Origin of the sequence: Janthinobacterium sp. 78 (genome assembly GCF_003096775.1) — a bacterium.
GTDB classification, from domain to species: Bacteria; Pseudomonadota; Gammaproteobacteria; order Burkholderiales; family Burkholderiaceae_D; genus Janthinobacterium; species Janthinobacterium tructae.
On sequence record NZ_QENT01000001.1, the window covers coordinates 2403539 to 2419307 of the forward strand.

Below are 15769 nucleotides of genomic sequence, written 5' to 3' on the forward strand. Positions count from 1 at the left end.
GTTCCAGATCTTAGTTCTTGTTCTGGTAAACGTAAGCCTGTTGCTTGACGGCCGATGCCAGCTGGCGTTCCTGCTCATCGATGCTGACGGCCGGCTTGTCCCACAGCAGGGCGCGGCCCGCTTGCTGGCCCGCTTCCATGCCAGGATTCTTGGCCTTCAGTTCGGCGATGAACAAGGTGTGGTCGGATACGTAGTTGTTGTGTTTTGCAGGCAGTTTCATATTCTCTTCTGAGTGTCTTATAAGTAAGGTCAGCCGGCCGTATTTTACCGCGCCGTGCCGCCTGGCGGGTTGTTGTATCGGCAAGTCCGGGGGCGAAATTGCTAAAAATCAATAACGCAACAAACGCCGCATCACCATCGGCGCCGGTTCGGCGGGGTTGGCGTGCGAATATTCCAGTTCTTCGGCCAGGTCGAATTCAAAGGCCGCATAAAAATCGATCAGTTTGCGCTGGTCGCGCCGCACTGCCAGGCGCAATTCCTCGGCCTGGCACGACAGGCCGTGATGAATGATGGCTTCCAGCAAGTGTTGCGAGACGTGGCTGCCCCGGTAGGCGGGCAGCACGCCCATGCGTGAAATCTTCCAGATGGCGGGGTCGCTGTCGAGCGGCATCCAGCGCAGCGAACCGGCTGGAATGTCGTCGATCAGCAACAGAAAACCGCCGCCGTGGCGCAATTGCGCTTCCACCTGCTGCGCCGTCTCGTGGTGCCCACTGGACGAGGCCGCCACCTTGCCGGCCCACGCGGCGCGGGTCAGCTCGGCCATCAGTTGTGCATCGGCATTTGTTGCTTCGCGCACCACGATATTCATCATCGGTCCTTGTGGGGGCTTAGCGGATGCGCATGCCAGGTTCGGCGCCCGGCCACGGGTTCAGGATGTAGATGCCCGGATTGGCCTTCTCGTCGGCGGCGGACGCTGCCATGACCATGCCTTCGGAAATGCCGAACTTCATCTTGCGCGGCGCCAGATTGGCCACCAGCACGGTCAGCTTGCCGATCAGTTCTTCCGGCTGGTAAGCCGAACGGATGCCCGAAAACACATTACGCAAGCGGCCTTCGCCCGCATCGAGCGTCAGGCGCAGCAGCTTGTCAGAGCCGTCCACCAGTTCGCAGTTGACGATTTTGGCGATGCGCAGGTCGACCTTGAGGAAGTCGTCGATCTTGATCTCGGGCGCCAGTTCTTCGATGGCGGCAGCGGTGGCAGCTTCAGGCGCTGCGGCGTCGTTGGCGGCGTCGCCGGCCGGCGCGGCAACGGCGGGAGCTGCTTGCGGCGCATCAAACAGCGCTTCGATCATCTTTGCATCCATGCGCGTCATCAAATGGCTGTAGGCGCCGATGGTGCGGCCCAGCATGCTGTTTGCGACGGCGTCGCCGAACACTTGCGTATCCGCCCAGCTGAACTCGGCGTCGTTGAGGAACGAGGCCACGTTCTTGGCTACGCCCGGCAGCACTGGCGACAGCAGAATCGTCAGCTGGCGGAACAGGATCAGGGCCGTGGTGCACACATCGTGCAGTTCGGCTGTTTTTTCCGCATCCTTGGCCAAAATCCACGGCTTGTTTTCATCGACATACTGGTTGGTGATGTCGGCGATTTCCATGATTTCGCGCAAGGCCTTGCCGAATTCGCGGTTCTCGAAGTGCGCAGCGATGCTGGCCTGGCGCTCGACGATGACGCCGTTGACGTCCACCGTCAGCGCGCGGTTGATCCAGCTTTGCGCGCCTTCCGACAGCGTCGATGCCAGCTTGCCGTCGAAGCGCTTGGCGATGAAGCCGGCGCAGCGGCTGGCGATGTTCACGTACTTGCCGATCAGGTCGCTGTTCACGCGGGCGACAAAATCTTCGCCGTTGAAGTCCAGGTCTTCCACTTTCGAGTTCAGCTTGAAGGCGATGTAGTAGCGCAGCCATTCCGGGTTCATGCCCAGATCGAGGTAGCGCAGCGGCGAGATGCCCGTGCCGCGCGACTTCGACATCTTTTCGTTGTTGACCGTCAGGAAGCCATGGACGTTGACTTTCAGTTTGTCGATCACCGGGTGATTGGCGAACTTCAGCATGGCGGGCCAGAACAGCAAATGGAAGGAGACGATATCCTTGCCGATGAAGTGGATCTGTTCCGTCGATGGGTCATTCAGCAGGGCGTCAAAATCGATGCCTTTCTTGTCGCAATAGTTTTTCAGGCTGGCCAGGTAGCCGACGGGCGCGTCCATCCACACATAGAAGAACTTGCCCGGCGCATCGGGAATCGGGATGCCGAAGTAGGGCGCGTCGCGCGAGATATCCCAGTCAGCCAGCTTTTCACCGGCTTCGCCCAGCCATTCGCTGACCTTGTTGACCATTTCAGGCTGCAAGCGGCCTGGCGTATTGAGCCAGCTTTTCAGGAATTCGAAGCAGCGCGGGTCGGACAGCTTGAAGAAATACTGTTCCGACGGCTTCATCACGGGCGTTGCGTTGGTGAACACCGAGAATGGGTTGACCAGGTCGGTCGGCTGGTAGGCCGCGCCGCACACTTCGCAATTGTCGCCGTACTGGTTCTTGGCGCCGCATTTCGGGCATTCGCCCTTGATGTTGCGGTCGGCCAGGAACATGCCCTTGACCGGGTCGAAGAAGCGGTCGACGGTTTTCGTGACGATCAGGCCCGTATCGCGCAGCTTGCGGTAGATCGATTGCGACAGGTCGACGTTTTCCGGCGAGTCGGTCGAATACCAGTTATCGAAGGCGATATGGAAGCCATCGAGGTACTGGGCGCGGCCGGCGGCGATATTGGCGACGAATTGCTGCGGCGTGATGCCTTCCTTTTCGGCGGCGATCATGATGGGCGTGCCATGCGTATCGTCGGCGCCCACAAAGTGCACTTCACGGCCGGCTGCGCCATCGCGTTGCATTCGCTGGAACCGGACCCAGATATCAGCCTGGATGTATTCCATGATGTGGCCAATGTGAAAAGCGGCGTTTGCGTAAGGCAGGGCAGTGGTGACGAACAGCTTGCGAGTCATGATTGATGCACTTTTGGGATGGATAATAGGGCATTTTAACAGCGGAAAGGCAATATGAGCAGATGCAGCGCTGGCAAGTGATGCTTTTGCCGCCATCGCGCCATGCAAATTTGCGCTAGACTGCGCGTATTGCACATATGTAGTACACACGGAGATTTACATGAGCATCACAGTAGAAGACGTCAAGGCCGCTCTGGCCCAAGTTATTGATCCAAATACACATAAAGATTTCGTTTCCAGCAAAACCGTCAAGAATCTGAAGGTCGATGGCAATGATATTTCCCTCGACATCGAGCTGGGCTACCCCGCCAAAAGCCAGATCGACCTGATCCGCAAGTCCGTGCTGGCCGCGCTGCGCGTGCTGCCGGGCGTGGGCAACGTCAGCGTGGGCGTCTCGTCGAAAATCATTTCGCACACGGTGCAGCGCGGCTTGAAGCCGATGAGCAATGTGAAAAACATTATTGCGGTCGCTTCCGGCAAGGGCGGTGTGGGTAAATCGACCACGGCCGTCAACCTGGCCCTGGCCCTGGCTGCCGAAGGCGCCAGCGTCGGCATGCTCGACGCCGATATCTATGGCCCGTCGCAACCGATGATGCTGGGCATCAGCGGCCAGCCGAAGACGCTCGACGGCAAAAGCATGGAACCGATGGAAAACCACGGCCTGCAAGTGTCGTCGATCGGCTTCATGATCGATCCGGACGAACCGATGGTGTGGCGCGGCCCGATGGTCACGCAAGCCTTGCAGCAACTGCTGGACCAGACCAACTGGCGCGACCTTGATTATTTGATCGTCGACATGCCGCCAGGCACGGGCGACATTCAACTGACCCTGTCGCAAAAAGTGCCCGTCACCGGCGCCGTCATCGTCACCACGCCGCAGGACATCGCGTTGCTGGATGCGCGCAAGGGTCTCAAAATGTTCGAGAAAGTCGGCATCCCGATCCTCGGTGTGGTGGAAAACATGAGCACGCACATCTGCTCGAACTGCGGCCATGCGGAAGAAATCTTCGGCGCCGGCGGCGGCGCGAAGATGTGTGCCGACTTCGGCGTGGAATTCCTCGGCGCCTTGCCGCTGACCATGGCCATCCGCCAGCAAACGGATTCGGGCACGCCCACCGTCGTGGCCGAGCCCGATGGCCCCGTCGCCGCGATCTACAAGCAGATCGCCCGCACCATCGCCATCAAGGTGGCGGAAAAGGCGAAGGATATGACCAGCAAGTTCCCGTCGATCGTCATTAAAAACGACTGATCGATAGCCTGCTTAAGCCCAAGGCAGAGACTGGGGTCGAACCCTCAGGGTTCGACCCCGGTCCTTCATGGGTTAACAATCCTGCGCCATGGTCGTCAGTAATATGGTTTCATGCAGTCCGTGTTGTTACTAAACAAGAGGAGACATCATGCACCTGAACACTGTATTCCTGCGTCAAGCCGCAGCCCTGGTTGCTGGCAGCCTGCTGGCCGCCAGCGCGTTTGCGCAATCCGTCTCGTTCGTCGAGCCCGTCGATGGCGCGACGGTGAAGAGCCCGTTCAAGGTGAAATTTGCCGTCAGTGGCATGGACGTCAAGCCGGCCGGCGACATGACGGCCAAGACGGGCCACCATCATTTGCTCATCAATATGGGGCCGATGAAGGCGGGCGAGATGATACCCATGGACGAAAAACATTTGCATTTCGGCAAAGCGCAAACGGAAACGGACGTCACCTTGCCGCCGGGCCAGTACACCCTGACCATGCAGTTCGCCAATGGCGCACACCAGTCGTATGGGCCGGAGTTGAGCAAAAGCATCAAGGTGACGGTCAAGTAATCGCGCACATTGATTCATGTCGGCATCAGGCCGGGTTCCAGCGATGGAACCCGGCCTTTTTCTTGTTATTGCTTTTTGTCATCATTGCGTCATATAGTCGGCGTATGCTGCCCGATGGCCTAACTTTGGATGAGTGCATATGAGCAAGAATTTCTCCCTTTCCCGGCAACTGGCGCAGGCCTTGCTGCTGGTGGCCAGCGTGGCGGCGTGCCAGGCGCATGCGGCCAAGGCGGTTCCTGCTGCTTCTGCCACTGCGGCGCAGCCGAAGCTGGTGGTGGTGCTGGTGGTGGACGGCTTGCCGCAGGAACAGGTGACGCGCTACCGAGACCAGTTCGGCCAGGGCGGCTTCCGCCGTCTGCTGGAGCAGGGTGCGTGGTTCAGCGATGCGCACCAGGCGCATGGCATCACGGTCACCGCCATCGGCCACTCGGCCGTGCTGTCGGGCGCTTACCCGTACCAGCATGGCGTGATCGGCAACAACTGGATCGATCCCGTCACGAAAAAATCCGTGTACTGCACCGAGGATGGCAATTTCCATTACATCGGCGAAGCAACACAGCCCGACGACGGCACGGCGCCGACCAGGCTGCGCGTCAGCACCCTGGGCGACGAGTTGCGCTATGCCACGGGCGACAAGGCCAAGGTCGTCACCGTGTCGGGCAAGGACCGCGGCGCCATCCTGCTGGCGGGGAAAACGGGCACGGCCTATATGTACATGGAAAAGACGGGCAATTTCGCCAGCAGCACCTATTACATGCAGCAGCATCCGCAATGGGTGCAGCGCTACCAGGCCGGCAAGCCGCAGGACCGCTACTACGGCAAGAGCTGGACGCCGCTGCTGGCCGATGCGGCCTATGCGCGCGACGCCCGTGATGATCTGGTGCCGGCCAAGCCGGGCACGCGCAACACCTTCCCGTTTGCCTATTACAGCGACAGCGGCAAGCTCGATGGCGAGTACTACAGCCGCTTGAAGTCCGGTCCCTTCCTCGACGAACTGACCCTGGAATTTGCGCGCGCCGCCGTCGATGGCGAAAACCTGGGCCGCAACCCGGCCGGCGTGCCCGATATCCTCGGCGTGAGCCTGTCCGCGCACGATTATGTGAACCATGCCTACGGCCCGGAAAGCAGGATGTCGCACGACCACCTGCAGCGCCTGGACCGCATGCTGGCCGGTTTCTTTGCCGACCTCGATAAAAAAGTCGGCATGGATAACGTGCTGGTGGTGCTGACGGCCGACCATGGCTTTGCCAACGTGCCGGAATTTGCTGAAACCCGGGGCTTCTCCGCCAAGCGCATCGATGGCGCCAAACTAGTCGATGGCTTGAACCAGCACCTGGCAACGACTCTGGGCATCGATAAACTGGTGACGACGTCGTCGCTGCCGAATATCTACCTCGATTACGCGCTGGGGGAAAAGAGCGGCGTCCATCGCGCCGCCCTGGAAGACGCAGCGGCCCGCTTCCTGCTGCAGCAGGACGGTCTGGCGCAGGTCTACACGCGCACGCAGATGGAAACGGGGGCCGTCGCCACGCGCATGGACACGCTGATGCGCCGCGCCTGGAACCGCCAGCTGTCGGGCGACCTGATGGTCGTCACAAAGCCGGCCTGGTACTTTGGCAAGGGCGCTGGTGGCACCTCGCACGGCACGCCGTACACGTATGACACCAACGTGCCGCTGATGGTCTTCGGCCCCCGCTGGATCAAGCCGGGCGCCTATGGCCAGTATGCGGAAGTGGTCGATATTGCGCCTACGCTGGCCCATCTGCTGCGCATACGCCAGCCGTCGGCGTCGGAAGGGCGGGTGTTGACGGAGGTGGTGCGGTAACGATCTTGGACTATGGTGTTGTCGGCTTACGCGCTGTGCGCTAAGCCGACCTACGATGACCTTGCGAAGAGCGTAGGTCGGATTAGCGGGGCAAAGCCCCGCGTAATCCGACAACAGTGTTGGCAAAACAGCTTACAGCAGCCAATCAATCGGCAGCAGCGACAGAATCGCCACCCCCATGCGCTTCCACACGCTGGTGCCCGGTTCCGTGTCGTAGCGCGTGGTGGCGCCGCTGGCGTCGCGGGCGATCCAGTACAGCGCGCCGTCGTCGCCTATCAGCACCTGGTAGGCGCGTTGCGGGATGGTGGTGCGCATGGCCAGGCCCAGCTGGCTGGCCAGCGCGGGGCTGTCGATGACGAGGCCCATTTCCGTGTTCAACTCGATCGAGCGCGGGTCGAAGTTGAATGAGCCGACAAAGATGCGCCGGTCATCGACGGCAAAGGTCTTCGCATGCAGGCTCGATGCGGAGCTGCCCAGGTGGCCGGGCTGTGCGCGCGCATCGCCGCGTTCCCACGAGCGGCGCGATTCATACAGCAGTACGCCCGCTTCCAGCAGAGGCTTTCTCCACTTCGCATAGCCCGCATGCACGGCCGCCACGTCGGTCGCTTCCAGCGCATTCGTCAGGATGCGCACGCCCACGCCTTTTTTCGCCAGGTCCGCAAAGGCTTGCGTGCCCGATTTGCCGGGCACGAAATACGGCGACACCAGGTCCACTTCCTTTTCTGGCACGCCGAGCAGGTTTTGCAGGTTTTCCGCCACGCCCGTGCCTGGCCTGGCCTTGTCCAGCACCTTGGCCGGATCATCGCTGACCATGCGCGTGCGCGCCCATTCGAAGGGCAGGGTGCGTTCCATCATCTGCCTGACGAAGGGCGAGGTGCGCAGCGCCTGCACGTATTCCTCGGCCGCCCTGGTGTCGTCGATGCGGTCCGCCTCGGCGGCGATGGTGGCCGCGTCGCCCTCGACGGGGCTGGTCAGAAGCAGGCTGGCCGGGTAGGCCGAGGCGCTGTTCCAGTAGCGGTCGAAATCCTGCGAGACCTCGTCGACGACGGGGCCGACGGCCAGCACGTCAAGGTCGGCAAACAGCACATCGCCGGCCGCGCCAAAATATTCATCGCCCACATTGCGCCCGCCGACGATGGTGGCCTGGTTGTCGGCCGTGAACGATTTATTGTGCATGCGCCGGTTGAGGCGCGAAAAATCCGTGGCAAAGGCCAGCGCGCGCGGCGCGCGTGGCACGAAGGGATTGAACAGGCGGATTTCCAGATGCTGCTGCTTGCCCAGCATGGTCAGGGTCTGGTCCAGACCCGCCGTGTTGTTATCGTCGAGCAGCAGGCGCACGCGCACGCCCCGTTCGGCCGCCTGGCGCAGGGCGTCGAACAGCAGCGTGCCCGTGATGTCCTTGTGCCAGATGTAGTACTGCACATCCAGGCTGCGCTGGGCGGCGGCGGCCAGCAGCGCGCGCGCGGCAAAGGCGTCGCGCCCGTCGACCAGCGGGTAAATGCCGGATACGCCCGGATGCTGCGCCACCAGCGGCGCGATGGCCGTGGCCAGTTGGGTGTGCTGTGTGTCGGCCATGACGGTCGACGTGCTGCGGCCTTCCAGCGAAGGCAGTGAGGCGCAGCCGGCGAGGACGGCCGATAGCAGCAGGGGCAGCAGAGGCAGTAGAAAAACGCCGCTGCGGCGGGCAAGGGTGGTGGCGGGCATGGCAGGCTTTCATCGAGTTGCCCCGATGTTAGCAGATGCGCATGCCCGCACGCGGGCGCGGTTTTACAGTTGTTCCAGCGCGATCAGCTCGGCCACCGTCTGGCGGCGGCGGATCAAACGGGATTGCTCCCCATCGACCAGGTATTCGGCCGCATGCGGGCGGCTGTTGTAGTTCGACGACATCGACGCGCCATATGCGCCCGCGCCTTCGAACACCACGTAGTCGCCCACCTGCGCTGCCGGCAACAAGCGGGTTTCGACCACGCCGCCATCGCGCTGGGTAAACACGTCGCCCGATTCGCACAAGGGACCGCCGACCACGGTGGCGTGTTGCGTGTCCAGTGCCCGGCCGTCATGCGCGATGACCGACATTTCATGGTAGCTGCCGTACATGGCGGGGCGCATCAGTTCATTGAAGCCCGTATCGAGCAGGGTGAAGTGGTTGCCGCCCATTTGCTTGGTGGCGCGCACTTCGGCCACCAGCAAGCCCGCGTCGGCCACGAGGAAGCGGCCCGGTTCGATTTCCAGGTGCACGGGATGGCCCAGGTGCGCCTCGATCTGCTTGCGCGCCGCATCCCACAGCTGGAAATAATGGTTCGTGTCGACGGGCTGCTCGCCTTCGCGGTAAGGCACGGACAGGCCGCCGCCCGTGGAAATGGCTTCGATGTCGTGGCCCATGTTCTTCACCAGGTCGACCATGGTGCCGCAGACGGTTTCCAGGTGGCTGTAGTCGACGCCCGAGCCGATGTGCATGTGCAGGCCCACCAGGTGCAGGCCATGCGCGCGGATGACGGCCAGCGCCTCCGGCAGCTCTTCATGCCAGATACCGTGCTTGCTGTTTTCGCCGCCCGTATTGGTCTTGTTGCTGTGGCCATGGCCATAGCCGGGATTGATGCGCAGCCAGACGCGGTGGCCGGGCGACACGGGGCCCAGCTGGCGCAGCATGTCGACGGAGCCGCAATTGACTTCGATCTTGGCTGCCGCCACGCGCGCCAGGGTAGCGCGGTCGAACAGGTCGCAGGTGAATACCACCCCGGCGGCGCCATGCGTTTGCGCCGGCGTAAAGCCTGCCTGCAGGGCGCGTTCGATCTCGCCCAGCGAGACGGCGTCCACGTGCACGCCCGCCTCGCGCATCAGGGTGAGCAGATGGATGTTCGAATTGGCCTTCTGCGCGAAGCGCACGGTGTCGAACTGCGCCAGTTGCGCCACCCGCGCGCGGATGGTGGCCGCGTCATACACCCACAGGGGCGTGCCGTGTTGCTGGGCGAGTTGGGCGAGGGTGGCGTCTGGCACTGGTTTCATGGTGGTTGTCTTTGTCATGTTATGGGTGGCGTCGGATGTGGTGTCGGATTACGCGCTTTGCGCTAATCCGACCTACGTGCCGATCATGATGCGGGTTTTCTTTGTAAACATAAAATATCTATTTAGGCCTACCTTATTCATTTATGATATGACCATGACTATCTCTCTGCGCCATATCGAAGTCTTTCGCGCCATCATGACGACGGGTAGCGTGACGGCGGCCGCCGCCATGCTGCATACGTCGCAGCCCACCGTCAGCCGCGAACTGGCGCGCCTCGAACACTTGACGGGTTTGACCCTGTTCGAGCGCGAGCGGGGGCGGCTGCGCCCGACGGCGCAGGCGCTGCAGCTGTTCGAGGAAGTGCAGCGCGCGTATTTTGGCCTGGAGCGCATCGTCAGCACGGCGGCGGCCTTGCGCCAGTTCGACCAGGGGCAGTTGTCGATCGCCTGCCTGCCCGTGTTTTCCCAGTCGCTGCTGCCGCAGGCGTGCAAGAGCTTCGTGGCCGACTTTCCGAAGGTGAGCATCAGCATCACGCCGCAGGAGTCGCCGCTGCTGGAAGAGTGGCTGTCGGCGCAGCGCCACGACATCGGCCTGACGGAAGTGGACAATGCGCCGCCGGGCACCGCACTCGCGACATTGATGTCCGTCGATGAAGTGTGCGTGCTGCCCGATGGTCATGCGCTCGCCAGCAAGCCCGTGCTGCAGCCGGCGGACTTCGCGGGCCAGCCTTTCATCAGCCTGGCCGCCGTCGACCCCTACCGCCAGCAGATCGACGCCATCTTCGCGCAGGCCGGCGTGGAGCGGCGCATGGCGCTTGACACGCACAGCGCCGCTTCCGTCTGCGCCATGGTGCGCGAAGGCGTGGGGCTGGCCATCGTCAATCCGCTCACGGCGCTGGACTACGCGGGGCAGGGCTTGCAGATCCGCCGCTTCGCCGTATCCTTGCCGTTCACGGTGAATCTCGTGAAACCTTTGCACCGGCCCTTGTCGCAACTGGTCGCCCTGTTCGAGCAGGCGCTGCATGCCCAGGCGGACGAGGTGAAAAGGCGCTTGCTGCAGCTGTGACGGCGCTTGTGGAGCGGCGGCGGTCAACAGAGTAAAATGGCGTTTTACTTATTCAAGCCTGATTACCTCGATGACCACAACCGCTACTCCCGTCCGTACCCGTTTCGCTCCCAGCCCGACCGGCTATCTGCATCTGGGCGGCGCCCGCACCGCTTTATACAGCTGGGCGTATGCCCGCCACTTCGGTGGCACCTTCGTGCTGCGCATCGAAGACACGGACGTGGAGCGTTCCACGCCGGAAGCCGTGCAAGCCATCATCGAAGGCATGAAGTGGCTGGGCCTGGACCACGACGAAGGTCCGTTCTACCAGATGCAACGCATGGACCGCTACCGCGAAGTGGTGGCGCAGATGCTGGCAGAGGGCACGGCTTACCATTGCTATTCCTCGCCGGAAGAAGTCGAAGCGATGCGCGAGCGCATGCGCGCCGCCGGCGAAAAGCCGCGCTACGACGGCACCTGGCGTCCGGAGCCGGGCAAGACCCTGCCGGCCATCCCTGCCGACCGCAAGCCGGTCGTGCGTTTCAAAAATCCGCTCGATGGCGAAGTGACCTGGGACGACGTCGTCAAGGGCACGATCACGATTTCCAACCGTGAGCTGGACGACCTGGTGATCGCCCGTCCGGACGGCACGCCGACGTATAACTTTTGCGTCGCCGTCGATGACTGGGACATGCAGATCACGCACGTGATCCGCGGCGACGACCATGTCAACAATACCCCGCGCCAGATCAACATCCTGCGCGCCATCGGCGCACCGCTGCCGCTGTATGGCCATCTGCCGATGATTTTGGGTGCGGACGGCGAGAAGCTGTCGAAGCGCCACGGCGCCGTCAGCGTGATGGATTATCCGGCGCAGGGCTTCCTGCCGGAAGCGATGCTGAACTACCTGGCGCGCCTGGGCTGGAGCCATGGCGACGATGAAGTGTTTTCGACCGAGCAGTTCTGCGAGTGGTTCAACCTGAACCACCTGTCGAAATCGGCGGCCCAGTTCAACAATGAAAAACTGGCCTGGCTGAACAATCACTATATCAAGCAGGCCGACAACACCCGTCTGGCCGACCTGGCGCGTCCGCAAATGGTCGCCGCCGGTGCCGTCTTCGAAGGTGCGCCGGACCTGGCACAAGTGCTGGGCATGATGAAAGAGCGCGCCAACACGGTCAATGAACTGGCGGTCGCCTCGATGCTGTTCTTCCGCGCGCCGCAACCGGAAGCAGAGTTGGTAACGCAGCACATCACGGATGCCATCAAGCCCGTGCTGGCGCAGTTTGCCGAGCGCATCGCCACGGTGGAGTGGAGCAAGGAAGCCGTGGCCGCCATGATCAAGGAAGTGCTGGCCGCCAACACCATCAAGATGCCGCTGCTGGCCATGCCTTTGCGCCTGATTTTGACGGGCCAGCTGCAGACGCCGGCCATCGATCAGGTGGTGGTGATGTTTGGCCGCGAGACCGTGCTGGCACGCCTGGCAAAGTGGCTGTAAGCATCGCGATTAAATACGCGTAAAAATATGTGTAGAAACAGCGTGCGGAAACCGCCCCTATGAAAAGTTGCTCATAGACGAAAAAGGGTATTTGCAGAGTGAAACTTCTTTGCTATACTCTTGTTTCTGCACCAACGGGGGTATAGCTCAGCTGGGAGAGCGCTTGCATGGCATGCAAGAGGTCAGCGGTTCGATCCCGCTTACCTCCACCAGCAGCAATGATGTTGCTTGTTGAAGTGGTGCAGATGTTGTTTGGAAGTTCCGCGGTCCCCATCGTCTAGAGGCCTAGGACATCACCCTTTCACGGTGAGTACAGGGGTTCGAATCCCCTTGGGGACGCCAGGTAGTTGTGGTATAGTAGTGGCAGTTGTTTGTACTGATTGTTGTAAGTTCAGGCCCGTAAAAAACAGGTTCTGGATGGAAAGCAAGTAGTGGAACAAAGTCGCCAAGTGCGGCTTTTATTATTTCTGCGCCCGGGGGGTATAGCTCAGCTGGGAGAGCGCTTGCATGGCATGCAAGAGGTCAGCGGTTCGATCCCGCTTACCTCCACCAACAGCGCAGAGGTAAAGCAGCAAACTGTAGTTCCGTGGTCCCCATCGTCTAGAGGCCTAGGACATCACCCTTTCACGGTGAGTACAGGGGTTCGAATCCCCTTGGGGACGCCAGTTCAGTCTGGTGTTGTGGTAGTGAAGAAGTAGCAGTGTTTCTGCGCCCGGGGGGTATAGCTCAGCTGGGAGAGCGCTTGCATGGCATGCAAGAGGTCAGCGGTTCGATCCCGCTTACCTCCACCAACAGCGCAGAAATTACATGATAATCAAAGTCGCCTCGAGCGGCTTTTTTTATTTGCGTCAGCGATTTCTTCGCTTGGGGGAATATGGCTAAGCTGTTAGTGTGCTTGCATGGCATGCAAGAGGTCAGGGTTAGCTCCCGCTGACCTCCACCAGCAGCGCAGAAATCAGATGTTAATCAAAGTCGCCTCGAGCGGCTTTTTTTATTTCCGCGACACTTCCCGCCATACCCCTCGGGGGAATATGGCTAAGCTGTCAGCGCGCTTGCATGGCATGCAAGAGGTCAGGGTTAGCTCCCGCTGACCTCCACCAGCAGCGCAGAAATCAGATGTTAATCAAAGTCGCCTTGAGCGGCTTTTTTTATTTGCGTCAGCGATTTCTTCGCTTGGGGGAATATGGCTAAGCTGTTAGTGTGCTTGCATGGCATGCAAGAGGTCAGGGTTAGCTCCCGCTGACCTCCACCAGCAGCGCAGAAATCAGATGTTAATCAAAGTCGCCTTGAGCGGCTTTTTTTATTTGCGTCAGCGATTTCTTCGCTTGGGGGAATATGGCTAAGCTGTTAGTGTGCTTGCATGGCATGCAAGAGGTTAGGGTTAGCTCCCGCCAACCTCCACCAACAGCGCAGAAATCACATGATAATCAAAGTCGCCTAGAGCGGCTTTTTTTATTTCCGCCATGCCCCTCGGGGGAATGTGGCGTAGGTCGGATTAGCGGGGCCGCCGAGGCGCAGCGTAATCCGACAACGCCGTCGACCTAAATCAACATCGATATTCATGCCAAGTCGCTTATGCGGCTTTTTTTACGCCTGCTGAAATTGCAATAGCGCAGTATTTCCATATCGCACGAGCATCTTCTGTCCCATAGGGGGATCTCTGCAAATAAGATGGAAAATAAAACCCCCAGCAGTTGATTTCGTGAATCGCTTCGTGTTAAACTTCGCGCACGCTTTTTTGAGGGGCTAAGCAAAGCCTTCAACGAAGAGTTCGCTGAGAGGTAAGCCAGCACAGGTCCCCATCGTCTAGAGGCCTAGGACATCACCCTTTCACGGTGAGTACAGGGGTTCGAATCCCCTTGGGGACGCCAGGATTCAGTTGTAAAGTGAGTGCAGTGCTGAACGGGCCTGACAAGTCAGGCTTTTTTTGTTTCTGTCATATTGCTGCAGTACCGGGTCAGGATGCGAAATAATGCATTCAGGACAGATTTCTGTCCCCATCGTCTAGAGGCCTAGGACATCACCCTTTCACGGTGAGTACAGGGGTTCGAATCCCCTTGGGGACGCCAGATTCGCAAGTAGTAAGCAAGTAAAGTAACAGGTCGGGATGCAAAGCAGCGCATTCAGGACAGATTTTCTGTCCCCATCGTCTAGAGGCCTAGGACATCACCCTTTCACGGTGAGTACAGGGGTTCGAATCCCCTTGGGGACGCCAGACCGGCTGAATCAGCCAACAACAAAGCCGCCTGGTAACAGCGCGGCTTTTTTGTTGTTTGCCGGCATGCCAACGTTTTTCCTTCACTCTTGCCTGCTCATGCCATTACCTAGCGATCGCGCGCCATCCCTGGCCATCTTCTGCAAAGTCGTCGACAACTACGGCGATATCGGCATTTGCTGGCGCCTGGCGCGGCAGTTGAGCGGCGAACACGGTGTCGCCGTCACTCTGTGGGTCGACGATTTATCCAGTTTCCGGCGTATCTGCCCGGAAATCGACGTGACTGCGCCAGTGCAGCAGGCAGGCGGCGTCACGGTGCGCCACTGGCGCGATCAGGAGGGCGTGTTTGCGCCGGCCGATATCGCCGATATCGTCATCGAGTTTTTTGCCTGCGACATTCCGCCCGGCTACATCGCCGCCATGGCGCAGTGCGCGCCGCAGTCGGTGTGGCTGAACCTGGAAGGCTTGACGGCGGAAGAGTGGGTCGAAGGCTGCCATGCGCTGACCTCGCCACGCCACGGCATGATCAAGCATTTCTTCTTCCCCGGTTTTACCAATAAAACGGGCGGCTTGCTGCGCGAGGCGGCGCTCGATGAAAAAAGGCTGGCATTCCAGGCCGATGCCGGCGCGATGGCGGCATTCCTCGGGCAATTCGGCGTGCGTCCGGCGGAAATGTCTGCTTTGAAAGTGTCGCTGTTCTGCTACCCGTCCGCGCCCGTCGCCGAGCTGTTTGGCGTGTGGCAGGCGGGCAGCGAGCCCGTGACGTGCCTGGTGCCGGAAGGCGTCGCGTTCGATGCCGTTCAGGCGTTTATCGGCGACGATGCGGCGACGGCTGGTGCGGCGCGCACGCGTGGCGCGCTCACTGTGCGCGTGCTGCCTTTCGTGCCGCAAGACGATTACGACCGCTTGCTGTGGGCCTGCGACGTCAATCTCGTGCGCGGCGAGGATTCCTTCGTGCGCGCGCAATGGGCTGGCCAGCCGTTTCTCTGGCATATCTATTTGCAGGATGAAAACTTGCATCACGTGAAATTGCGCGCCTTCCTGCAGCGCTATGCGGCCGATGCCGATGGTGTCATCGACAGCCTGGCGCAGGCGGCGCTGGCCTGGAATGGCGCCAGCGCGGACGCCTTGCCGTGGACGCTGCTGTGGCCCGCCTTGCAGGCCGACCTGCCGCGCATCAGGGCGCGCGCGCAGGCCTGGCAGCGGCAGATGCAGTCCAATGGCGATCTGGCAAGTAACTTGCTGGCGTTCGCCGGCGCGACGAGATAGGCGCTTGCCAAAAATTAAGGTAAAATGCCCGGTTATTTCTAACGTATTTTTAACCGATCAAACGCAAGCTTGCGGCGCTGATGGCGCACAGGCGGCAAATGGTCTTCATGCAACCCACT

The 15769-nt window shown here is 60.7% G+C and carries 11 protein-coding genes and 8 tRNA genes; 14 read left to right on the forward strand and 5 right to left on the reverse strand.

Annotated features, from left to right (window positions below; all coding sequences use genetic code 11):
- Positions 1-10 precede the first annotated feature (10 nt).
- The 3 genes from C8C92_RS10740 to metG all read right to left on the reverse strand — a co-directional run bounded on the left by C8C92_RS10740 (position 11) and on the right by metG (position 2987).
- Complete coding sequence (locus C8C92_RS10740) at positions 11-220, reverse strand: DUF3460 family protein (protein WP_034778041.1); 210 nt, start codon at positions 218-220, stop codon at positions 11-13.
- A 108-nt stretch (positions 221-328) separates the two neighbouring features.
- Positions 329-808 carry a GNAT family N-acetyltransferase gene (locus tag C8C92_RS10745; protein WP_096238395.1) on the reverse strand — a complete coding sequence of 160 codons (480 nt, stop codon included), beginning with the start codon at positions 806-808 and terminating at the stop codon, positions 329-331.
- Between the two features lie 19 nt (positions 809-827).
- Complete coding sequence (gene metG, locus C8C92_RS10750; RefSeq protein WP_116743819.1) at positions 828-2987, reverse strand: methionine--tRNA ligase; 2160 nt, start codon at positions 2985-2987, stop codon at positions 828-830.
- Between the two features lie 160 nt (positions 2988-3147).
- On the opposite strand from metG, the gene apbC reads away from it, so the two are divergent.
- From apbC to C8C92_RS10765, 3 genes are all read left to right on the forward strand, one after another.
- Complete coding sequence (apbC, locus tag C8C92_RS10755) at positions 3148-4236, forward strand: iron-sulfur cluster carrier protein ApbC (RefSeq protein ID WP_096234730.1); 1089 nt, start codon at positions 3148-3150, stop codon at positions 4234-4236.
- Positions 4237-4384: 148 nt separating this feature from the next.
- Positions 4385-4792 carry a DUF4399 domain-containing protein gene (locus C8C92_RS10760; protein ID WP_116743821.1) on the forward strand — a complete coding sequence of 136 codons (408 nt, stop codon included), beginning with the start codon at positions 4385-4387 and terminating at the stop codon, positions 4790-4792.
- A gap of 139 nt (positions 4793-4931) precedes the next feature.
- A complete protein-coding gene (locus C8C92_RS10765) occupies positions 4932-6617 on the forward strand; it encodes an alkaline phosphatase family protein (RefSeq protein WP_116743823.1) in 1686 nt (561 codons plus the stop codon).
- A gap of 132 nt (positions 6618-6749) precedes the next feature.
- Here the strand turns inward: C8C92_RS10765 and C8C92_RS10770 are convergent, their stop codons facing one another.
- Both C8C92_RS10770 and lysA read right to left on the reverse strand, forming a co-directional pair.
- Positions 6750-8321 (reverse strand): phospholipase D family protein, encoded by a 1572-nt coding sequence (locus C8C92_RS10770; RefSeq protein ID WP_116743825.1) that lies wholly within the window; start codon positions 8319-8321, stop codon positions 6750-6752.
- A gap of 63 nt (positions 8322-8384) precedes the next feature.
- Positions 8385-9623: a diaminopimelate decarboxylase gene (gene lysA / locus C8C92_RS10775; protein ID WP_116743827.1), complete on the reverse strand. Its 1239-nt coding sequence runs from the start codon at positions 9621-9623 to the stop codon at positions 8385-8387.
- Between the two features lie 154 nt (positions 9624-9777).
- Between lysA and C8C92_RS10780 the strand changes: the two genes are divergently transcribed.
- The 11 genes from C8C92_RS10780 to earP all read left to right on the forward strand — a co-directional run bounded on the left by C8C92_RS10780 (position 9778) and on the right by earP (position 15650).
- Positions 9778-10689 carry a LysR family transcriptional regulator gene (locus tag C8C92_RS10780; protein ID WP_116743829.1) on the forward strand — a complete coding sequence of 304 codons (912 nt, stop codon included), beginning with the start codon at positions 9778-9780 and terminating at the stop codon, positions 10687-10689.
- 70 nt (positions 10690-10759) lie between these two features.
- A complete protein-coding gene (gltX, locus tag C8C92_RS10785; RefSeq protein WP_099759883.1) occupies positions 10760-12166 on the forward strand; it encodes a glutamate--tRNA ligase in 1407 nt (468 codons plus the stop codon).
- 136 nt (positions 12167-12302) lie between these two features.
- Positions 12303-12378 (forward strand) — tRNA-Ala (locus tag C8C92_RS10790).
- Between the two features lie 54 nt (positions 12379-12432).
- Positions 12433-12508 (forward strand) — tRNA-Glu (locus C8C92_RS10795).
- A 134-nt stretch (positions 12509-12642) separates the two neighbouring features.
- Positions 12643-12718, forward strand: a tRNA-Ala gene (locus tag C8C92_RS10800).
- Positions 12719-12755: 37 nt separating this feature from the next.
- A tRNA-Glu gene (locus tag C8C92_RS10805) sits at positions 12756-12831 on the forward strand.
- A 50-nt stretch (positions 12832-12881) separates the two neighbouring features.
- Positions 12882-12957: transfer RNA gene (locus C8C92_RS10810), tRNA-Ala, on the forward strand.
- A gap of 1004 nt (positions 12958-13961) precedes the next feature.
- Positions 13962-14037: transfer RNA gene (locus C8C92_RS10815), tRNA-Glu, on the forward strand.
- A 122-nt stretch (positions 14038-14159) separates the two neighbouring features.
- Positions 14160-14235, forward strand: a tRNA-Glu gene (locus tag C8C92_RS10820).
- A gap of 70 nt (positions 14236-14305) precedes the next feature.
- Positions 14306-14381: transfer RNA gene (locus C8C92_RS10825), tRNA-Glu, on the forward strand.
- A 99-nt stretch (positions 14382-14480) separates the two neighbouring features.
- Positions 14481-15650, forward strand: a complete 1170-nt coding sequence (gene earP / locus C8C92_RS10830; protein WP_116743831.1) for an elongation factor P maturation arginine rhamnosyltransferase EarP — start codon at positions 14481-14483, stop codon at positions 15648-15650.
- Positions 15651-15769 lie beyond the last annotated feature (119 nt).